This is a genomic window from Nocardiopsis xinjiangensis YIM 90004, from assembly GCF_000341145.1.
GTDB lineage: Bacteria > Actinomycetota > Actinomycetes > Streptosporangiales > Streptosporangiaceae > Nocardiopsis > Nocardiopsis xinjiangensis.
Genome location: NZ_ANBE01000007.1, coordinates 243,404 through 263,548, shown reverse-complemented (window position 1 = coordinate 263,548; position 20,145 = coordinate 243,404). Strand labels below are relative to the sequence as shown.

Below are 20,145 nucleotides of genomic sequence, written 5' to 3'. Positions count from 1 at the left end.
GCCTCCGCCCCTGCACACAGGGGCCTGCGCCGACGCGCCGGCCCTCGGATCGCCGACAGTCCCCGTTCCGGGCCCGAGAACAGCGTTGCCCCCGACCCCGCTGATAGAACTGGGACACCGACAGACCAGGACGCGGGTGGAGGGGACACCACACATGAAGCTCGTCTTTGCCGGAACACCCGAGGTGGCCGTACCGTCACTGCGGGCGCTCCTCACCTCCGACCACGAGGTCGCCGCCGTGGTCACCCGCCCCGACGCCCGCGCCGGACGCGGACGCAAGGTCTCCGCCAACCCCGTTGCCGAGGTCGCCGAGGCCGAGGGCATCGAGGTCCTCAAACCGGCCAAGGCCCGCGACCCGGAGTTCCTGGCCCGTCTGGCCGAGATCGCACCGGACTGCTGCCCCGTCGTGGCCTACGGCGCCCTCCTGCCCCAGGCCGCACTGGACATCCCCCGGCACGGGTGGGTCAACCTCCACTTCTCCTTGCTCCCGGCCTGGCGCGGCGCTGCCCCCGTGCAGCACGCGCTGCTGCACGGCGACGACGTCACGGGCGCCTCGACGTTCCGGATCGTCGAGGAACTGGACGCGGGCCCGGTCTTTGGCACCCTCGCCGAGACCGTCCGCCCCACCGACACCAGCGGTGACCTCCTGGAGCGTCTTTCCGTCTCCGGCGCCGACCTCCTCGTGCGCACCCTCGACGGCATCGAGGCCGGCGTCCTCGAAGCGGTGCCCCAGCCCGAGGCCGACGTCTCCTACGCCGCCAAGCTCACCCCCCTGGACGCCGAACTCGACTTCACCGTCCCCGCCCGGCGTGTGGACCGGGTGGTGCGTGCCTGCACCCCCGCACCCGGAGCCTGGACCCCCTTCCGCGGGAGCCGCCTCAAGATCGGCCCCGTGCGGCCCGTCACCGACGCCGACACCCCTGCTCTCGAGCCCGGGCAGATGCACGTGGAGAAGAAGCGCGTGCTCGCCGGGACCAGCACCCACCCCGTCGAACTCGGTCAGGTCCAGCCCCAGGGCAAGAAGGCCATGGGCGCGGTCGACTGGGCGCGTGGTGTGCGTCCCACCGAAGACGACCGCCTGGGCCGCTGAGCTGCCGTAGGCTCGGACCCGGCGGCGCCCGGCCGCGCGACACGTCCCCGGATTCGTTGAGGCAGAACCCACGTTGAGCGAGCAGCACCGTTCCCAGAACCGCCGTCCCCGCAAGGGGAAGAAGCCCGCGAAGGGTGGCGCGCAGAACGGTTCCGGGCCGCCCGGGCCCCGTGACCCCGCGCGCAGGGTCGCCTACGACGTGCTGCGGGCCGTCGACCAGCGCGACGCCTACGCCAACCTGCTGCTGCCGGCACTGCTCAACGAGCGAGGTATCAGCGGACGCGACGCCGCGCTCGCCACCGAACTCACCTACGGCACCCTGCGCCTGCAGGGAACCTACGACGCGGCACTGGAGGCTTGCGTGGACCGCACGCTGGCCTCGGTGGACACCGAGGTGCTGCCCCTGCTGCGGTTGGGCGCCCACCAGCTGCTGTCCACGAAGATCCCGTCGCACGCCGCCGTCAGCGCGACCGTCGACCTGGCCCGCAAGGTCGTGGGACACCACCGCTCCCGCTTCGTCAACGCCGTGCTGCGACGGGTCGGTGCGCGGAACCTGGAGGAGTGGACCGCCGTCGTGGCGCCCGAGCGCGAGCGCGATCCCAGCGGGTACCTGTCGGTGGTGCACAGCCATCCGCGCTGGATCGTCAAGGAGCTCGCCCGGGCCCTGGGGGAGCGTTCCGGCGGCGGACTGCCCGAGACCGAACGGCTGCTGCGCGCGCACAACGAGCGTCCCCGCGTGACCCTGGTGGCCAAACCGGGCCGCTCCACCGTCGCCGACCTGACCGCCTCGGGCGCGGAGGCGGGCACCTACTCACCCTTCGCGGCCCACCTCAACGAGGGGGACCCGGCCGCGATCCGGGAAGTGCGCCAGAACCGGGCCGCCGTCCAGGACGAGGCCAGCCAGCTGGTGGCTCTGGCGTTGTCCCGGGTCGATCCCCACGGACAGGACACCCGCTGGCTCGACATGTGCGCGGGCCCGGGCGGCAAGGCCGGACTGCTCGCATCCCTGGCCGGGCGCCGGGAGGCCCGCCTGTTGGCCGCCGAGCTCCAGCCCGCACGGGCCGGACTGGTCGCCACCGCAGTGCACCGGGCCCCGCGTGACGCCGGCCGTGTGGTGGCCGCGGACGGTACGGCGCCCGCGTGGCGTCCGGGCGCCTTCGACCGGGTGCTGGTCGATGCCCCTTGCACGGGTCTGGGAGCGCTGCGCCGCCGCCCCGAGTCGCGTTGGCGCCGCACCGAGGCGAGCGCGAAGGAGCTGGCACCGCTCCAGCACGACCTGCTCGCCAGCGCTGCCGAGGCCGTCCGCCCCGGCGGGGTCATCGCCTACGTGACGTGCTCGCCGCACCTGGACGAGACCGACGCGGTCGTGCGGGGTGTGCTGGCGGAGCGCGGCGACCTCACGCTGTTGCGCGCCGCCGACTTCTTGGACGAAGTGCCCGACCTGGCCGCCGGCCCGGACGGCATGTACGCCCAGTTCTGGCCGCACGTGCACGGCACCGACGCCATGTTCCTGGCCTTGCTGCGGCGCGAGGAGCAGTGATCCGGGCCGCCCCGTACGCGCATCCGGCCGGGAAGGGTCAGGCGGGGCCGGTGGGGACGACCACGCAGATCATGCACGAACCGCCTGCCACCCGCAGCAGGTAGCGCCGGCCCTCGACGAGGATCTCCTTGCCGTCGGAGGCGCGGGCGGCCCGCCGTACGTCCACCCACACCAGGTGCTCGGTGAGTTCCTCCACGCCGCGCAGCTCCAGCACCAGCTCGGCCACGCCCCGCTCCTGATAGCGCCGGGCCGCCCCGCCCAGGGTCGCCTTCAACTCGCCCGGGGCGGACAGGGCGAGGGTGGCTTCCTCTCCGACCACACACACCGGATAGGTGTAACGCGCCGCGACCCGGTCGAGGTCGCCCGAGACCAGTTCTCGTCCGTAGGTGTCGAGGAAGTCCTGTAGTTCGTCCCGGTCGAGCAACGTCGCCCTCCTCAGCGTGGGGCCCGGCGAACGGCCGGGCGGGTCCGATCATGGGGGCTCTGCCCGCGGCGGGAGCTGGCCACACCCGAGCGGGCCCTGCGGACCGTGTCCTCGCTACACTCGCTGACGTGGCAATTCAGATCTCTCCCAGCATTCTCAACGCCGATTTCGCCCATCTGGCCGATGAGGCGGCGGCGGTATCCCCGAACGCGGACTGGCTGCACGTGGACGTGATGGACAACCACTTCGTCCCCAACCTCACGCTCGGCCTTCCGATCGTGGAGTCCCTGGTCAGGGCGGCGGACACACCCTTGGACTGCCACCTGATGATCGAGGACCCCGACACGTGGGCCCCGGGGTATGCCGAAGCGGGAGCGGGCAGCGTCACTGTCCACGCCAAGGCCGCCGACGCCCCGGTGCGCACCCTGCGCGAGATCCGCAAGCAGGGTGCCCGGGCCGGCCTGGCGCTCAACCCCGTCGAGCCCGTGGAGCCCTACGCCGACCTCGTGGGTGAGATGGACATGCTCCTGCTCATGACGGTCGNCGAGCTCCTCGACAGCCGTGAGGCCTCGGTGTGGCTGCAGGTCGACGGCGGGGTCAGCAGCGAGACCATCGAACGTGCTGCCGAGGCCGGCGCCGACGTGTTCGTGGCCGGATCGGCGGTCTACGGTGCCCAGGACCCGGCCGGGGCGGTCGATTCCCTGCGCGCGCAGGCGGCCTCGGCGAGCGGGCGCGGATAACGATCCTTGTGCGGCTGCCCTGTGCGGCTGGTCACACAGGCGACGCGCGCCTTAGGCTACCGCCCGGTAGTCGTTGATTTTCGCTTGGTCGCGGCTCCGTCTTCCCCTGCGTCTCGGCGCCCGGGGGAGCGGCGCGGCGTGAGTGCGTAACCAGGCGCGGACCCGTGGAGTGCGGTTTGAACGCTTGGACGACCGGCCCTCTCGCCATGGACGCGGTGTGGGGCGCCGAGGCCGACGCCATCCAGTGGCTGCAGAAACTGGGCGAGTGGCTCTCCCTTCCGCTGCTGGCCGTCACCGAACTGGGGTCGCACACCGTGGTCGTCGCGGTGCTGGCCCTGGTCTTCTGGAGCGTGCACGCCCGCACCGGCGCGCGCCTGTTCGTGCTGGTGCTGGCCTCGGGCGTGGTCAACTCGCTGCTCAAGGCACTCCTGTACGGCGCACGCCCGTACTGGCACTCGGGGCTGGTCGTGGGCCACGCCGATGAGACCACGTTCGGGATGCCCTCGGGCCACGCACAGGGCTCCACGGTCCTGTACGGCTACCTCGGGATCGTCTCGGGCCGCCGCGCCTGGTTCTGGGGCGCGGTGGGGCTCATCGCACTCATCTGTTTCTCCCGCATCTACCTGGGGCTGCACTTCTTCAGCGACGTCGTCGTCGGCGTGCTCCTGGGGGTGGCCCTCCTCCGGGCCTTCCTGCGTTGGGAACGCCCGGTGCTGCGCTGGTGGCGTGCGCTGGGCATCCGGGCCGCGGCGGCCTACGCACTGGCCGGTTCCCTCCTGCCGTGTGCGGTCGCGGCCTTCTGGACCCTGGTGGTGCGCGGCCCCTGGAGCGCCCCCGAGACCGACGTCGTCGGGCGCGTGCCCCAGGACCCGGTCGGCGACAGCCTGACCGGGCTCTTCCTGGTCTCGGGCGCGCTCTTCGGCGGCCTGGTCGGACTGACCCTGCTGGCCGAACGGGGCTGGTACAGCGCGCGCGGCACCCTCACCCAGCGCGCGGCCCGGTTCGTGCTGGGGATCTCGGTGGTGCTGGTCGTGCAGATCGTCGCCGACGTCTTCCTGCGTGAGCTCTCCGGACTGGCCGAGGCGGCGCCCACCTACCTGCTCTACGCCGCCATCGCCTTCTGGGCGACCTACGCCGCCCCGCGCATGTTCCTGAACGGGGGACTGGCCCCACACCCCGACGCCGCACCGGAAACGGATCCGGACGAGGCGGACGGGTCCGACCGTGGCCCTCGTGTGTGATGTCCGACACCTCGGCTATGCGCCCGCGAGCCGCAGAGGATAGGATCCGGACACGAAGACACAAGTCGTTTACGCGTGCTCCGGGGTCGGTGCAAGTCCGAACCGGCGGTGACAGTCCGCGACCCGGCCGAAGCCATCGGCCGGTTGAACCGGTGGAATTCCGGTACCGACGGTGAGAGTCCGGATGGGAGGCAGCGCGCGTGGGCGGGTATGGCATCGCGCCGAATCTCCGGCGCCACGGTGTACACGCCCGCTTTGCGGTGGAAGACCCCTTCCACGTCCGTCCCCGGAGCCCGTCGAGGTGAAGGGATGCCGGACGTGTTCACCGGAATCATCGAAGAAATCGGCGAGGTCCTCTCCATCGAGCCCGCCGGCTCCACGGGTGAGGCCGCCCTCCTCACGGTGCGCGGCCCCCTGGCCTCCTCCGACGCCTCCCACGGCGACTCCATCTCGGTCAACGGCGTCTGCCTGACCGTCGTCGGCCTCGACGGGCACACCTTCACCGCCGACGTCATGAAGGAGTCCCTGGAGCGCTCCTCCCTCGGTTCCCTCACCCCCGGATCCCGCGTCAACCTCGAGCGCGCAACCCGCGCCGACAGCCGGTTGGGCGGGCACATCGTCCAGGGCCACGTCGACGGCACCTCCCGCCTGCTGAGCCGGAACCCCGGTGAGAAGTGGGACGTCCTGCGATTCGGCCTGCCGCCGCAGCTCTCCCCGTACGTGGTCGAGAAGGGTTCGGTGTCGGTGGACGGCACCAGCCTCACCGTCTCCGCCGTCAGCGCTCCCGGCGCCGACGAAGAGTTCTTCGAGGTCAGCCTGATCCCCGCCACTCTGGAGGCCACCATCCTGGGCGCGGCCGGGACCGGCACCGTCGTCAACATCGAGGTCGACGTCGTCGCCAAGTACGTCGAGCGCATCACCGCCGTCACCACCGCCCGCGCGGGCGCCTGACCCACAGTTCACCGCGGGGGCGCCGCCTGTGGCCGCCACCCGTCACTCACCATCCACAGACCACGGACTTTCAGGGAGCGGGTATGACCGTCACCGACACCACCCCGGCCGCCGACGACTCCGAGCCGAACGTCGTCCTCGACCGCATCGAGGACGCCATCGCCGACTTCGCCGCCGGACGGGCCATCGTGGTGGTCGACGACGAGGACCGGGAGAACGAGGGCGACATCGTCTTCTCCGCCGAACTGGCCACCCCCGAGCTGCTCGCGTTCATGATCCGGTACACCTCGGGTGTGGTCTGCGTGCCCATGGAGGGCGCGGACCTGGACCGCCTCGACCTGCCGCTGATGACGGCCCGCAACGAGGAGAGCCTGCGCACCGCCTACACGGTCACCGTCGACGCGCGGGAGAACGTGACCACCGGGATCTCCGCCGCCGACCGCGCGCACACGGTCAACCTGCTCGCCGGCGCCGGCAGCGACCCCGCCGACTTCGTGCGCCCCGGCCACATCCTGCCGCTGCGCGCCCGCCCGGGCGGTGTCCTGGCCCGCCGCGGCCACACCGAGGCCTCCGTCGATTTCGCCCGCCTGGCCGGACTGCGCCCCGCCGGTGTGCTCGCCGAGGTCGTCAACGACGACGGAACCATGGCCCGCCTGCCGCGCCTGCGCGGGTTCGCCGACGAGCACGGACTCACCCTCGTCTCCGTCGAACAGCTGGCCGCCCACCGCGAGGCCCTGGGGGAGCGGCTCACCGAGGAACAGGCCGACCCGCCCCTGATCACCCGCACCGTCGAGACCCGCCTGCCCAACCAGCACGGCGAGTGGCGCGCGGTGGGTTACACCGGCGCGGCCGACGGTGCCGAACACGTGGCCCTGGTCATGGGAGAGATCGGCGAGGGTACCGACGTCACCGTCCGCTTGCACTCGGAGTGCCTGACCGGTGACGCCTTCGGATCCCACCGCTGCGACTGCGGCGCCCAGCTCGAGGCGGCCATGGTCGAGATCGCCGCCCAGGGGCGCGGCGCCGTCGTCTACCTCGGCGGGCACGAGGGGCGCGGTATCGGCCTGCTGCACAAACTGCGTGCCTACAGCCTCCAGGACGCCGGTGCCGACACCGTCGACGCGAACCTGCGCCTGGGTCTGCCCGCCGACGCCCGCGAGTTCGGGGCCGGTGCCGAGATCCTCCAGGACCTGGGGATCTCCTCGGTGCGTCTGCTCACCAACAACCCCGACAAGTCCGAGGCCCTGGAACGCCACGGTGTCACCGTGCGCGAGCGCGTTCCCATGCCCACTTTCGTCACCGACGACAATGTCGCCTACCTCCGCACCAAGCGCGACCGCATGGGTCACGACCTGACCGGCGTCGCGCAGTAGTTCCCACCCGTAACAACAGGAGAGACCCATGAGCGGCGAAGGACGCCCAGAGCACAACGGCATCGACGCCTCCGGCCTGTCCGTCGGCATCGTGGCCACCGAGTGGAACGCCCCGGTCGTCGAACCCATGCTGGCCAACGCATTGAGCGTGGTGAAGAACTCGGGCGCGGCCGAGCCGGTCGTGGTGCACGTGGCCGGTGCCGTCGAGATGCCCGTGGTCGCGCAGGAGCTGGCCCGCAAGCACGACGCCGTCATCGCGTTGGGGACGGTCATCCGCGGGGGCACCCCGCATTTCGACTACGTGTGCCAGTCGGTCACGCATGGACTCACCGAGGTGGCCCTGCGCGAATCCACCCCGGTGGGTAATGGTGTCCTCACCTGTGACACCCTTGAGCAAGCCCGGGACCGCGCCGGTCTCCCCGGCAGCGTGGAGGACAAGGGCGCGGAAGCGGCCGCGGCAGCGCTGGGGACCGCTGTGTCCCTGCGTGGTCTGCGCCGCTGAGCCCGGACACGACGGGTCCGGGGGCGAACAGGAGAAGTGGAGCAGTCGGTGCGGCCGAAGGAAGAACCGGTGGACGAGGCAGTGAGCACGCCCGAGGTGCCGCACACGTGGCGCCCGCGCACGGTGCGGATGGTCGCCTACGGTCTCGGGTTGTTGATCGTGGTCACCTTCGCCGTCATGGCAGTGGTCCTGCCCATGGACTGGCGCACCTGGGACCGGGTGATGCTGGTCGGGTTCGGGGTCCTCGTCGCGGGCGGGCTGCACCTGCTGGGCCGGCCCCGTCTGACCGCCGAGGAGAACCGGGTCCTGGTCGTCAACGGCATCCGCACCCACGTGCTCTCCTGGCAGGAGATCCTCGACATCCAGATGCCCGAGGGAGAGCCCTGGCCGTGTGTGGACCTCTCCGACGGCACCAGCCTGCCGGTCATGGGCGTCCAGAGCACCGACGGCCAGAGCGCGCGGCAGGCCGTGGAGGACTTCCGGGTGATGCTGCGCCGCGGAGAGGCCGAAGAACCCGACCGTTCGTAGACATCGACGAACATCGTGCACGGGGAGTCATCCGTTCTTGATGGAACGGGGGCTCCCCCGTGTTGTCCGCGCCACATAACTTGGTACCAGGGACCACTTGACTGATGTGGAATGAGGTGCCTCGTGCGCGATGTACGTACGACCCTGTCCGAGCTCTACACCTCGGGAGAGACGTTCGCGTTGGCCACGGTCATCGACACGTCCAAGAGCGCGCCGAGAGGGCCGGGCGCGTCCATGCTGGTGAGCGCCTCCGGTGAGGTGACCGGAAGTGTCTCCGGCGGGTGTGTGGAAGGTGCCGTCTACGAGGAGGCGCTCGAGGTCATCCGCACCGGGGTCCCCGTGCGCCGCACCTACGGGGTCAGCGACGAGGACGCGTTCAGTGTCGGACTGACCTGCGGCGGGACGCTGCACATGTTCATCGAACCCGTGGGCCGGGCCTCCTTCCCCCAACTCGGCTCGGTCCTGGGCGCGATGGAAGAACACCAGCCGGTCGCGGTGGCCACGGTCGTCTCCGACCCCTCCGATGCCGACCGTGTGGGGCTGAGGCGCGTCGTCTGGCCCGGCCACGCCGAAGGCGTCCTGGGCTCGGACGGGGACCGCCTGGCCGATGCGCTCGACGACGACGCGCGCGGCATGCTCGCCCAGGGCAGCACGGGGGTGCTGCGCTACGGGGCCGACGGGCAGCGGCGCGGCGACGAGATGGAGGTCTTCGTCGCCTCCTTCGCACCCGCGCCCCGCATGCTGGTCTTCGGTGCGATCGATTTCGCTGCGGCCGTCGCGGACCTGGGATCCTACCTCGGTTACCGCGTCACGGTGTGCGACGCACGCCCGGTCTTCGCGACCGCGCGGCGTTTCCCCACGGCCGAGGAGGTCGTCGTGAAGTGGCCGCACGTGTACCTGGAGGAGATCGCCGAGCACATCGACGAGCGCACGGTCGTGTGTGTGCTCACCCACGACCCCAAGTTCGACGTTCCCGTGCTCAAGGCGGCGTTGGGGACGCGGGCCGGCTACATCGGGGCCATGGGGTCGCGGCGCACGCACGAGGACCGGTTGGAGCGTCTGCGCGAGGCGGGCGTGGGCGAGGGGGCGCTGGAGCGTCTGCACTCGCCGATCGGCCTGGATCTGGGGGCGCGGACCCCGGAGGAGACCGCCGTGTCCATCGCCGCGGAGCTCATCCAGACCCGGTGGGGCGGCAGCGGGCGGGCGCTGAGGGAGACCGAGGGGCCCATCCACCGGGACAGCGAGCCCGCGGGCCTGTTGCGGCCTGATTCGGTCGGCTCCCAGGACGAACCGAAAACGGTCCGGTGATGTCTGTACTGGTGGGAGTGGTGCAGAGCGTTCACACGACAAATGCACCGGACGAGTCTGTCCAAGTCGCCCCATGAGTTCCCCTCCCGCGTGGCATGATCGGCCCATGGGTACTGGGTACGCGCACGGCGGACAGCCCCACGGGGCGGGACAGGTGGCCGGACTGCTCCTGGCGGCCGGCTCGGGAAGCCGGTTGGGTCGGCCCAAAGCACTGGTGGAGTTCGGGGGCGAACGCCTCGTCGACCGCGGCGCGCGGACCCTGCGCGAGGGCGGGTGCGCCCCCGTCATGGTGGTGCTGGGGGCCGCCGAGGCCGAGATCGACGGGGTGAGCACCGTGCGCAACCCCGAGTGGAGCAGCGGCATGGGATCGTCGCTGCGCGCCGGCCTGGACGCCCTCCCCTCGACCGTCGACGCCGTCATCGTCGCCCTGGCCGACCAGCCGTTGATCACTCCCGACGCGGTACGCCGTCTCCTGGAGACCCGGGAGCAGGGGGCCCGCGCCGCCGTGGCCACCTACCGCGGCAACCAGCGCAACCCCGTACTGCTGGGACGCGAGCACTGGTCGACCGTCTACGCCCTCGCCGTCGCCGACGTCGGGGCGCGGCCGTTCCTGCGGACCTACTCGCACCTGGTCACGTCCGTGGAGTGCCAGGACGTGTCCCGGCCCGACGACATCGACACCCCCGAGGACCTCGAGCGGCTCACCGGCATCCTCGAAGGAACTTGAGCTGTCGGGCCGGTTCCAGTGGGTGGCCTTCGTCGGGGCGTCGAGCCGAAACGACATCGGACGTGTTGTCAGGCGAGGCGGGTGGCATGGTCGGCGGTGATCCCGAACGTGTGCCGGGTGGAGGATCCCGGGGCGAGCCGGATCAGGTCGACACCGCTGTTGAACGCGTCGGGCGGGCACGTCATGGGCTCCACGGCCAGGTGCGCGCGGTGGTCACCGCCATCCAGCGAGTCCGCGCTGAACAGCTGCAACCATGCGAAACTCCGGTCGCACCACAGGCCGACACGGTGCTCGGGCCCTGTGAGCCATACCCACGCCCGCCCGTCCCCGTCGCGGCCCAGGTCGGTGAACGCGGTGTCGAGCACCGTCCCGCCCAACGCGCGCCCGGGCGGCCGCAGATCGAACGTGCCGCCCTCGACCGGGACCGGGGCCCCGACCGGAAGCAGGTGGTCGTCGACCGGCTGGTACGCCCCGGCCGGGACCGACAGATCCGCCTCACCCCGCGCGGCCAGGTCCCGCAGGGGCGCACCGAGCGTCAGGTACGGATGGAAGCCCAGACCGAACGGCGCGGGACCCGTCCCGGTGTTGGTGGCCTCCGTGGTGACGGTGAGTCCGTCCGAGCCCAGCCGGTAGCCGATCTCCAGCCGCAGGGGGAACGGGTATCCCTCGCCACTCGGAACGTCCACCCCGAGCCGGACCTCGTGCTCGGCCACCGCGACCGGTTCCCACACCAGGCCGTGGACCAGCCCGTGTATCGCCGCCCCGGTCCCCGGTTCGGCGGTCGGCAACCGGTACTCGCTCCCCTCGAAGCGGTACCGGGCGCCGCGCAGCCGGTTGGGCCACGGGGCCAGCACCTGGCCCTGGAACGCGCTCGGACGGCCGCTGTAGGGCCACACCAGGTCCCGGCCCGCCCACGTCAGAGACCGCAGGGCCGCGCCGGTGGGGTCGACCGCGGCGTGGTGATCGCCGTTTCGGAGCTCGAGGACCTCGGACACGTGGACGCCTTTCCGGATCGGTTGGTCCGGCGCCTCGCCGAACCGGGCGATCATAGCTCAGACCGGCATATCCCGTGGCAGGGACCGAGGCCTCAGCCGAGCAGTCCGTCCAACGGAATGAGCACACCCGACCCGAGGGCCACCAGGCCCGACGACAACAACACGACCAACATGAGCACCGACCCCACGGCCGCCATCCGGAACGCCGCCAACCGGCGCCGCGCCTTGGTCGCGTGTTTTCCGGCCACCCGCACCATCCAGAACAGTGCCAGCGACAACACCACCGGCAGCCACCAGGCCGCACCGGACTCTCCGGGCAGCAACCCGGTGACCGACCCCGTGACCTCGGCGAGCCAGCCGAACAACGCACTGTCGCTCAGGTCCAGCAGTCCCGTGTACGCGTCCACGACCGGTGCGCTCTCGGGAAAGAACCCGCCGTCCGGACGCAACGCCCGTCCCAGGCCGTCCACCAGGCCCAGCAAGGCAGCGGGGATCGCGAAACGGCGGCACCTCCCGGCGGACTGCGCCCGCTCGATCTGGTGCATGGTGCGCTCGACCTGCCGTTCGGACTTCCGACGGCGCCGCTCCTCCCGGGCCGACCGCCGGCGTTCCTTACCGGTCGCGGGTTCCTGAGGGCGGGTCGGGTCGGCCGTCGGCTCGGCGTTCCGCTCGGGAGCAGTGGGGGCNCTCGCGCGCCGACCCTGCCAGTGCCGCCCACCGGTCCTGGCGGCGGGCACGTCCGTCGGCGCGCTCGCGCTCATGCACCAGCGCGCCGACCCGTACCGCCTCGGGCAACAGCAGCAGCGCCCCGACCACGGCCGCCCGTGTGGCGACGGTGTCCCCGGATTCCCGCAGGGCCAGGCGCCGTTGCTCCGTCCACCACGGCGCGTGCGGGGCGGTACTGCGTTGCGAAGGATGCCAGGACTGGCGCCGCAGCAGCGAACGGTGCTGTGAAGCCACCTCCGGTTCGAGTACCAGCTCCACCGCCCGCGCCCAGGCCGTGTCGATCTCGTGCCGCTCGGGGCGCCGCGGTGCGTCGGGGCTCCCGTCGGCGGCCGCGTCCACGGTCGCGCGCACCTGCCGCATGATGAGCGGAACCTGGTGCTGCACCCGCTCCAGCAGCGCGCACCGTCCCGAACCGCCGGAACGGCACTCCGGGTGCGGGCACCAGTGCTGCGCCCCCAGACCCACCGCCCCGGCCTCGACCGCCTCGTGCACCACCGCGTGCCGGCTCGCGTCACCGGAGGCCAGGGACAGCAGCCCGTCGGCGCTGATCTCGTGGCCCCGGAACCGCGGCGGCATCCCGGGCACGTACCGCGCGGCCAGCGCACTGATCGCCACGTGCGCACGTTCGGGGGACTCGTCCAACCCCGTCAGGTACGCACGGTCGAAGGTGTAGTCGTTGACCTCGCGGTCCAGCCACGTGCGCAGTTCCTGCCAGTGGGTCCGCAGCCACATCGCCCCGGTCTCGGAACGGTCCAACAGGTCGAAGGCCAGGCTCGGCGGGTCCTCGTGGTTGGTCCCGGCGAAGGAGAGGGGCCTCCGGGGCCGCACCGTGCGGATACCGGGGCGTTCTCCCGCCAACCACGCGGCCACCTCCTCGTGGCCCCACCGCGCCGCGGGTGCGGGGGTGAGCAGACCGCGCGCCAGCAGACGCCACCGTTCGTCGGTGACCGCGGAGATGTCGACCTCGGTGTGGCGGGCGGTCAACCAGTTCCCGCCCCGCTCGGGTCGGCGTCCGGCCACGAGTTCGTGCGCCATGATCCCCAGGGACCACCATGCGGCCGGGGCCTCCCGGCGCCCCTCGATCACCTCGGGCGCCGCGTAGTCCTCGGTGACGGCCACTCCGCCGTAGACCCGGCTCATGGTGGCGCGTACGGCCCCGCCGAAGTCGGTCAGGGCCAGCACCGGCGGGTCCATGGACCGCACGAGCAGGTTCTCGGGTTTGACGTCGGTGTGGTTGTGCTGCAGTTCGTGCTGCCAGTGGTGCAGGCACTCGGCGACGGCGGCGACCACGGCGCGGGCCTGTTCCCCGTTCAGGGGCGCCTGGTCGATGACCTCGCGCAGTGATCCCCGGTCGAAGTACTCCTGGGCCTCCCAGGCCAGGTCCTCGCCCCAGGAACTGGTGGCACTGCCGTACCCCTGGATCGCAGGGGTGTGCGGGGAGGAGGTTCCGCGGGCGCGAAGCCGGTCCAGCAACTCCCGGTTGATGTCGTGGCCGGGGCGGTAGACCTTGAGCGCGAGCCGGCGCCCGGGTTCGTCGACGGGTTCGGCCAGGTAGACCACGGCCTCGCCACCGGAGCCGATCCGGTTGAGGATCTGGTACCGCTTGCGCAGGTCGGTGGGGACGGCGTAATCCAGGTCGCTGGCCGGTCCGACGACCACACGCGAGACCAGGTGCGTGAGCCACGTGAGGAGGGGGCCCAGGAGCTTCTGCCACCACCGGTGCCCGCCACCGCCCGTGGCCGGGGGGTGCTGTGCGGGTGCCTGCGCGGTCCGATCGGCAGCACCGGCTCCGGCACCGGTACCGGCCCCGGGCAGGACGCTGGTGCGGTCGGCCCCCGGCGTGATCACGTCGGTGCGGCCGTCCCCGCCGCCCGGGGGCACGACCGTGGTGGAGTCCTCGTCCCCGTCGCTCTTGGCGCCGGGCCGGAACACACGCGTGACCCAGCGTGTGGCCGCGGCGCGGGCCGGGATCCGGTTCGTGGGCGGGGTCGGATCGATGTGCCGGGTCGGTGCGTTCTCGTCGGGGTCGGGCGTGCCCATGGAGGGTCGGTCCACCCTTCGGCTCGTGGTCGGGTCGGTCCGGGGGAAGGAGGCTCGACCCACACTAGATCTTCCCGTTCCGCAGATGGTTTCCACGGACGGTGTCCACGGTCGCTGCCGTACGGGTGTGGACCGTGTGGGAACTCGCTCTCCCGTGCGTGGTTGGACTCCGGTGGACGGTTCCCGGTTCACGTGGCGTGGGCCATGGGCGCGACGCAAACGTAAGGACCCTCGCGGGCCGGGACGGAGGTGGGCGGCAGGGGCGCGGGGGAGAGGTCAGTCTTCCCCGCGCGGGGTGAGACCGAGCTCCTTGCAGGCGCGCCGGTACAGGTCGACGACCTCGGAGCGGATCTGGGGACGCTCGGTCAGCGGCTTCGACCAGGGGATCCGCACTGCTCGCTCGCCGGAGCCGACAGTGACGGTGTACTCGCCGGCTTGCCCGTCCAGACCGGTCATTCGGGCCGCGGTGGCATCGGGCACATCGCCCAGCGCGCGGCAGATGAGGAGTGTGTCCTCGGGATGGTCGTCGTTCATGTGCCTGGTAACGGCGTTGACGACCTCGGGAGAGAAGGGGCTCGGGGACACGGTTCCTCCTGGTCTGCTGGGCACACAGAAAACGGGGGAGGGCGTGTGTGCCCTCCCCCGACGACGATATCGGAGGCCGTTGCGCAGCGGAGGATGTCGCTGCGAACCGGCTGGTGACCGTTCCCCCGATCGGTCACGCTCGCCATCGCCGTGTACCGGGAATCTCCCCCAGGTTCCCGGTGGGACCCCGAGTCCGGGAGCGGGAGGTCGTCCCGCAGGCCGGGCGTGGCCGCGCTCAGCCGGAGTCAGCCGTCCTGGCGGGTGAACTCGGCGTCGATCTGGATGGTGATCCGGTCGCCGACGACCACACCGCCGCTGTCCATCGGCGTCTCGATGTCCACGCCGAACTCCTTGCGGCTGATCTGCGTGGTGGCAGCGAAGCCGGCGCGGTCCAGCCCGTAGGGGTCGACCGTGGAGCCGTTGAACTCGAGGGCCAGCTCGATCGGGTGGGTGTTGCCCTTGATGCTCAGGTCACCCTTGAGAACGAAGTCCTCGCCCTTGGCCTCCAGGCCGGTGGAGCGGAAGGTGAACTGCGGGTGGTCCTCGACGCTGAAGAAGTCGGACGAGCGGATGTGCGCGTCGCGGTCACTGTTGTCGGTGTTGATCGAGCCGGCGTCGATGGTCGCCTCGATCGAGGCCTGGGTGGGGTCCTCGGGCACCGTCAGGGTCGCGTCGAACTTCTCGAAGCGGCCGCGGACCTTGCTGACCATCATGTGGCGGACCGAGAAACCGACGATCGAGTGTGTGGCGTCGATGCTCCAGGTACCGGGCTTGAGCTCCTGTGCCATGGTTCTGCTCCCTTGAAGTCTTCTTCGGGCCGGTGGCTCCGGACCCTGCTTGCTGTCCAGTAACAAGGTACCTTAGAAGTATCTTCCTGGGAAGTTATTATTTGTGGTGCTCGTCACGGAGGCGGGGCGCCCCGAGTTCGCGGGCGAGGGCGGGGCGGTTCGGCCTCACCAGCGCATGGCGGCCGGAGCCTGCACCTGCGGCAAGCGGTCCCCCCGTCCGGGGCCGTCCTCGCCCCCGAAAATGGCCCCGGTTGGGGGGAGCGATCCACCAAAGCCCGGTATCAGTGCTCTTACGAGCACCAACACCGGCCTGTAGTGCTATCAGGAGCACTGTCAATGCTCGGGCGGAGCCCGAAGCCTTTCCAGAGGAGCGCACACGCCACTCGCCCCCGGCCTCAATGCCGTCACCGGGAGTGCCGGGGCCAGGCCGTTGCCTTACGCAGGAGGGCTTCCGCAGGAGCGAACCACCACGCACACGCCGCAAGCGGTGGTCGCAATGCCGCCACCCGAGGGGGTTTGTCTTTGGCACCCCCGCTTCTTCGGCGGATGAGGGGGCCGGCCGGTGGGTGTTCGGCGGCGAGAGCGGAACAGCCCGGCGTCAAGGGGCGGACCGCACACCCCGAGGCGCCCCACCCCAACCAGGTAGGACGCCGCCACCATCCCCACCCGGGGAAAGGTGTGTGGGGGTGGTGCCGAGGGGTTGCGGGGAGCCCCGGCCGGGCTAAGCTCGACGCTCCGACGAACACCACCCACACCAACCTCAAGCCCTCAAGCCCTCAAGCCCTCAAGCCCTCGACCCATCACCCACCAGAACCGGTTCAACGGGCTTCAACCGACGTCCCTGCCTCCGTCTTCCGTCTTCCGGACCCCACCTCCAGCCCCGACCCCGCCCCCACCTCCCGCCCCCGGCCCCGCCAACGGTCCGGCTCCGCCCATCTTCGACCCAGGCCCTGGCACTGTGCCAGTCGGGTTCTGCCCGTCAAAGAGCTTCGCGACGGGGTGAACCTCGGCTGATGCGGCATTAGTATCGGAGCCATGGGGACAGGACGGCTCGACGCCGGTGAACAGCAGGTCTGGCGCGCGTTCCTGAGGACCAACGCGTGGATCTACGACGAGCTCGAACACGACCTGCGGGACCGCAACAACCTCAGTCTCGTCGAGTACGGGATCCTCGTACACTTGTCGGAGGCGCCGTCCCAGCGCATGCGTATGCGCCACCTCGCCGACAGCGTCATCGTGTCCAAGAGCCGTCTGTCCCACCAGGTCGCCCGACTCGAACGCGACGGCCACGTACGCCGCGAGCACTGCGACGACGACCGGCGCGGGTTCTGGGCCGTACTCACCGAGGACGGCCACAAGGCCCTGGCGCGAGCCGCCCCCGGGCACGCCGACCGCGTCCGCGACCTGCTCTTCGACCGCCTCACCCCCGAGCAGGTCACACAGTTGAGCGGTATTCTTCACTCTCTCGGCGGCGACGAGCCCATCGACACATCCTGAGCCCCCGCAGGGGCGGACGGCCTCCCGGCCCGTGCTCCGCGAGCACCGCCGCACGGGCCCGCCGAATTCCCCGCCCTCCCCACCCGGCACGGCCGTCAGCGGTAGAGTCGGGCCCCGTGAGCAGACCATCCATCCTGGGCGCCCAGAACTTCCGCGACGACGACGGCAGCGCCGATCCCGGTGTCGAGGCGCGCCTGCGTGAACACTCCGAGGGCGAGGTCGGGGACCGCCAGGTCCTGATCGCGCTCGGCGCCTCCCGCGTGCTCGTCCCCGTCGTCGCCGACGCCACCGAGACCGAACAGGGCGCGGGAGGGCTCACCAAGGACAAGAACTCCGAGGTCACCGTTCCCGTCATGACGGGCCGGGACGGACGCCGGGGCCTGCTCGCCTTCACCTCCGTCGACGCCGTGCGGCGCTGGCGTCCCGACGCACGTCCCGTGCCCTTCACCACACAGGACGCCTGCCAGGCGGTCCTGGACGAGGACGCCGACGCCCTGGTTCTGGACGTCGCCGGTCCCGTGCCCTACACCGTGCAGGGCCGGTTCCTCACGATGCTCGCCGAACACGGCGCCGTGCCCGAACCCCCGGAGGATCCCCAGGTCCTCTCGCTCATCTACCGCGTCACGCACACCGAGTTCGGCGTCGAGCGGGTCCGGATCCACACCCCCGAGAAGGGGGAGATCGGGATCCGGCTCGAACTCGACGAACGCGACGACACCGCTTTGCAGCGCATGGCCGAACGCCTGCGCGACGAGCTCGGTCCCGTCCTGCCCGGTGGGATCGAGCTCAGCGCCGTGGTGCGTGCCCGTCGAGAGGACCCGCCCGCCGCGGACGCCTGAGGCATCCGCGCGCACGCGCCTGGGCACACGTGCGGGCGCTCCGATGCACCCGGTCGTTGTCCACGACCTCGGCGAGGTCCTGTTCGTGGAGCCCTCCACGGGGTAACTTTCCGAACATGCTCCTCCCCTCCGAGCTCGCCCCCGTCCTGGACACCGTGACGGCCCTGGCCGCTCTCGCGTTCGGTGTGCTCGGGGTCCTGCTCGGCCGCGTCTGCGGACGCCTGGTCCCTCTCTTCGGACCTGCCCGCCCCACGCCGGCCGTACCCCGTTCCGCCGTGCACGTCGACGGTGTTCCGTCCGCGCTCTCCGACCGGTCCGCCCCCGAGGACGAGGGGCCGCCCCCTCCCCGGTGCCCGCACTGCCGCACCGACCTGCCCTTCCCCGCGTTCCTGGCCGCCCTCACCGGACCGGGGGCGTGGTGGAGCGGTGCATGCCCGCACTGTCGCGCCACGGTCCCCGGCCACGCCGCCGTGCCCGCCGTCACCGGTCTGCTCTTCGCGGCCGCCGGTGCCGTGGCCGTGCAGCAGCAGTGGGCGCCCACCGACCTTCCGCCCGTGCTCTGGCTCGTCGCCTTCGGCGTGCCCCTGTCCGTGGTCGACCTGCGGGTCATGCGCCTGCCCGACCCCGTCGTGGGCGCTGCCTACCCTGTGGCCGGGGCTCTGCTGGCCGCCGCCGTGCTCTGGCCGTCCGAGGACGGGCTCCGGCACGGGGCCGAGGCGCTGGTGAGCATGGTCCTGATCACGGTCCTGTACTGGCTGCTGTGGCGCGTGCAGCCCTCCGGCCTCGGGTTCGGCGACGTCAAACTCGCCGGGATCACCGGCCTCTACGCGGGCTGGGCGGCCGGGGCCGTCGGCGCCCTGGCCGCCGCTTTCTGGGCCTTCGCGGCCTTCTCCGCCGTCGGGATGGTCCTGCTCGCCCTGCGTCGCCTCACCCGAAGACAGCCCTTCCCCCTGGGGCCGTTCATGCTCGGCAGTACACTGCTCACCGTCCTGGCCGGTGCACCCCTGCTGCCCTGACCCGGGGCCGCGTTCCACGGTGGGCGCAGATCCGTGGGATGATCGTCGACATGTTGCGTTGGCTGACCGCGGGGGAGTCCCACGGACCGGCACTCGTCGCGATTCTGGAGGGCCTCCCGGCCGGTGTGTCCGTCACCTCTGACGACATCGCCGCCGCGCTGCTCCGCCGCCGCGCCGGGTACGGCCGGGGTGCCCGGATGAAGTTCGAGAAAGACCAGGTCTCCGTCATCGGAGGCATCCGGCACGGCCGTACCCAGGGCGGTCCGGTCGCGATCGAGGTGGGCAACACCGAGTGGCCCAAGTGGGAGAAGGTGATGTCTCCCGATCCCGTGCCCCAGGAGGAGCTGGACGGCCTGGCGCGCAACGCGCCCCTGACCCGTCCCCGTCCCGGGCACGCCGACCTGGTCGGCATGCAGAAGTACGGGCACGAGGAGTCCCGTCCGATCCTGGAGCGCGCAAGCGCACGCGAGACCGCTGCCCGTGTGGCGGTGGGCGAGGTCGCCCGCCGCTTCCTCGAACAGACCGTGGGCGCGCAGTTGCTCAGCCATGTCGTGTCCATGGGTCCGGTCGCGGTGCCCGAGGGCGCGGCCGAGCCCCGCCCCGAGGACCTCGAGGCGGTCGACGCCGACCCAGTGCGCTGCTTCGACTCCGAGACCAGCGCCCGCATGGTCGAGGAGATCGATGAGACCAGGAAGGCCGGGGACACCCTCGGCGGGGTCGTCGAGGTGCTCGTCCACGGACTTCCGCCCGGCTTGGGCAGCCACGTCCACTGGGACCGCCGCCTCGACTCGCGCCTGGCCGGAGCGCTCATGGGCATCCAGGCCATCAAGGGTGTCGAGGTCGGTGACGGTTTCCGCACCGCCGCCCGCCGCGGTTCGCAGGCCCACGACGAGATCGAGCCCGGCCCCGACGGTGTGCGCCGCCGTACCAACCGCGCCGGCGGTGTCGAGGGCGGAATGTCCACCGGGGATCCGCTGCGCGTGCGTGCGGCGATGAAGCCCATCGCGACCGTGCCCCGCGCGCTCGACACCATCGACACCGAGACCGGTGACCCCGCCCAGGCCCACCACCAGCGCAGCGATGTCACTGCGGTGCCCGCCTCCGGGGTGGTCGCCGAGGCGATGGTGGCACTGGTCGTGGCCGAGGCCGTCGTCGAGAAGTTCGGCGGCGACTCCGTCGACGAGACCGCACGCAACGTCCGTTCGTACCTGGACTCGCTCGAGATCCGCTGACGC

The 20,145-nt window shown here is 71.6% G+C and carries 18 protein-coding genes, 1 pseudogene and 1 riboswitch; of the genes and pseudogenes, 14 read left to right on the top strand and 5 right to left on the bottom strand.

Translation table 11 applies throughout. The annotated features are described in order from the left end of the window. The first annotated feature begins 154 nt into the window (after positions 1-154). Positions 155-1,090 (top strand): methionyl-tRNA formyltransferase, encoded by a 936-nt coding sequence (gene fmt, locus D473_RS0105460; protein ID WP_017608078.1) that lies wholly within the window; start codon positions 155-157, stop codon positions 1,088-1,090. A 73-nt stretch (positions 1,091-1,163) separates the two neighbouring features. After that, positions 1,164-2,630, top strand: coding sequence for an RsmB/NOP family class I SAM-dependent RNA methyltransferase (locus D473_RS0105455; RefSeq protein WP_017608077.1), 1,467 nt, complete (start codon positions 1,164-1,166; stop codon positions 2,628-2,630). Between the two features lie 37 nt (positions 2,631-2,667). Here D473_RS0105455 and D473_RS0105450 read toward each other — a convergent pair whose 3' ends face one another. Next, on the bottom strand, positions 2,668-3,054 hold the full coding sequence (locus D473_RS0105450) for a hypothetical protein (RefSeq protein WP_017608076.1): 387 nt from the start codon (positions 3,052-3,054) through the stop codon (positions 2,668-2,670). A gap of 128 nt (positions 3,055-3,182) precedes the next feature. On the opposite strand from D473_RS0105450, the gene D473_RS0105445 reads away from it, so the two are divergent. From D473_RS0105445 to D473_RS0105410, 8 genes are all read left to right on the top strand, one after another. After that, positions 3,183-3,794 (top strand): ribulose-phosphate 3-epimerase, encoded by a 612-nt coding sequence (locus D473_RS0105445; RefSeq protein ID WP_017608075.1) that lies wholly within the window; start codon positions 3,183-3,185, stop codon positions 3,792-3,794. A gap of 176 nt (positions 3,795-3,970) precedes the next feature. Continuing rightward, positions 3,971-5,035, top strand: coding sequence for a phosphatase PAP2 family protein (locus D473_RS0105440; protein WP_241474709.1), 1,065 nt, complete (start codon positions 3,971-3,973; stop codon positions 5,033-5,035). A gap of 71 nt (positions 5,036-5,106) precedes the next feature. Next, a riboswitch (FMN riboswitch) is annotated at positions 5,107-5,237 on the top strand. Between the two features lie 116 nt (positions 5,238-5,353). Next, positions 5,354-5,986 (top strand): riboflavin synthase, encoded by a 633-nt coding sequence (locus D473_RS0105435; protein WP_026126625.1) that lies wholly within the window; start codon positions 5,354-5,356, stop codon positions 5,984-5,986. Positions 5,987-6,069: 83 nt separating this feature from the next. Further along, a complete protein-coding gene (locus D473_RS0105430) occupies positions 6,070-7,359 on the top strand; it encodes a bifunctional 3,4-dihydroxy-2-butanone-4-phosphate synthase/GTP cyclohydrolase II (RefSeq protein WP_017608072.1) in 1,290 nt (429 codons plus the stop codon). A 28-nt stretch (positions 7,360-7,387) separates the two neighbouring features. Further along, positions 7,388-7,861 (top strand): 6,7-dimethyl-8-ribityllumazine synthase, encoded by a 474-nt coding sequence (ribH, locus tag D473_RS0105425; RefSeq protein ID WP_017608071.1) that lies wholly within the window; start codon positions 7,388-7,390, stop codon positions 7,859-7,861. 69 nt (positions 7,862-7,930) lie between these two features. Then, positions 7,931-8,389, top strand: coding sequence for a PH domain-containing protein (locus D473_RS0105420; protein WP_026126624.1), 459 nt, complete (start codon positions 7,931-7,933; stop codon positions 8,387-8,389). A 123-nt stretch (positions 8,390-8,512) separates the two neighbouring features. Further along, positions 8,513-9,697, top strand: coding sequence for an XdhC family protein (locus D473_RS0105415; protein ID WP_017608069.1), 1,185 nt, complete (start codon positions 8,513-8,515; stop codon positions 9,695-9,697). Between the two features lie 154 nt (positions 9,698-9,851). Next, positions 9,852-10,424 (top strand): nucleotidyltransferase family protein, encoded by a 573-nt coding sequence (locus D473_RS0105410; protein ID WP_017608068.1) that lies wholly within the window; start codon positions 9,852-9,854, stop codon positions 10,422-10,424. Between the two features lie 68 nt (positions 10,425-10,492). On the opposite strand, the gene D473_RS0105405 is transcribed toward D473_RS0105410, so the two are convergent. The 4 genes and pseudogenes from D473_RS0105405 to D473_RS0105390 form a co-directional block, all read right to left on the bottom strand. Beyond that, on the bottom strand, positions 10,493-11,473 hold the full coding sequence (locus D473_RS0105405; RefSeq protein ID WP_017608067.1) for an aldose 1-epimerase family protein: 981 nt from the start codon (positions 11,471-11,473) through the stop codon (positions 10,493-10,495). A gap of 38 nt (positions 11,474-11,511) precedes the next feature. Beyond that, a pseudogene (locus D473_RS25520) lies at positions 11,512-14,185 on the bottom strand (protein kinase domain-containing protein). Positions 14,186-14,461: 276 nt separating this feature from the next. Next, on the bottom strand, positions 14,462-14,770 hold the full coding sequence (locus D473_RS0105395) for a DUF2470 domain-containing protein (protein WP_017608064.1): 309 nt from the start codon (positions 14,768-14,770) through the stop codon (positions 14,462-14,464). A gap of 245 nt (positions 14,771-15,015) precedes the next feature. Continuing rightward, complete coding sequence (locus D473_RS0105390) at positions 15,016-15,558, bottom strand: YceI family protein (protein WP_017608063.1); 543 nt, start codon at positions 15,556-15,558, stop codon at positions 15,016-15,018. 1,035 nt (positions 15,559-16,593) lie between these two features. On the opposite strand from D473_RS0105390, the gene D473_RS0105385 reads away from it, so the two are divergent. The 4 genes from D473_RS0105385 to aroC all read left to right on the top strand — a co-directional run bounded on the left by D473_RS0105385 (position 16,594) and on the right by aroC (position 20,142). Next, the gene (locus tag D473_RS0105385; RefSeq protein ID WP_017608062.1) at positions 16,594-17,055 is read left to right on the top strand and encodes a MarR family winged helix-turn-helix transcriptional regulator; all 462 of its coding nucleotides are present in this window, start codon (positions 16,594-16,596) and stop codon (positions 17,053-17,055) included. A gap of 116 nt (positions 17,056-17,171) precedes the next feature. Continuing rightward, positions 17,172-17,894: an SseB family protein gene (locus tag D473_RS0105380; RefSeq protein ID WP_017608061.1), complete on the top strand. Its 723-nt coding sequence runs from the start codon at positions 17,172-17,174 to the stop codon at positions 17,892-17,894. 116 nt (positions 17,895-18,010) lie between these two features. After that, positions 18,011-18,910 (top strand): prepilin peptidase, encoded by a 900-nt coding sequence (locus D473_RS0105375; RefSeq protein WP_017608060.1) that lies wholly within the window; start codon positions 18,011-18,013, stop codon positions 18,908-18,910. A gap of 50 nt (positions 18,911-18,960) precedes the next feature. Then, positions 18,961-20,142, top strand: coding sequence for a chorismate synthase (gene aroC / locus D473_RS0105370; RefSeq protein WP_026126623.1), 1,182 nt, complete (start codon positions 18,961-18,963; stop codon positions 20,140-20,142). The last annotated feature ends 3 nt before the right edge of the window (positions 20,143-20,145 follow it).

Coding starts and splice junctions, on each gene's coding strand:
- fmt (WP_017608078.1), top strand. CDS start 155: ATGAAGCTCGTCTTTGCCGGAACACCCGAGGTGGCCGTACCGTCACTG.
- D473_RS0105430 (WP_017608072.1), top strand. CDS start 6,070: ATGACCGTCACCGACACCACCCCGGCCGCCGACGACTCCGAGCCGAAC.
- ribH (WP_017608071.1), top strand. CDS start 7,388: ATGAGCGGCGAAGGACGCCCAGAGCACAACGGCATCGACGCCTCCGGC.
- D473_RS0105405 (WP_017608067.1), bottom strand. CDS start 11,473: ATGATCGCCCGGTTCGGCGAGGCGCCGGACCAACCGATCCGGAAAGGC.
- D473_RS0105390 (WP_017608063.1), bottom strand. CDS start 15,558: ATGGCACAGGAGCTCAAGCCCGGTACCTGGAGCATCGACGCCACACAC.
- D473_RS0105385 (WP_017608062.1), top strand. CDS start 16,594: ATGGGGACAGGACGGCTCGACGCCGGTGAACAGCAGGTCTGGCGCGCG.
- D473_RS0105375 (WP_017608060.1), top strand. CDS start 18,011: ATGCTCCTCCCCTCCGAGCTCGCCCCCGTCCTGGACACCGTGACGGCC.
- aroC (WP_026126623.1), top strand. CDS start 18,961: ATGTTGCGTTGGCTGACCGCGGGGGAGTCCCACGGACCGGCACTCGTC.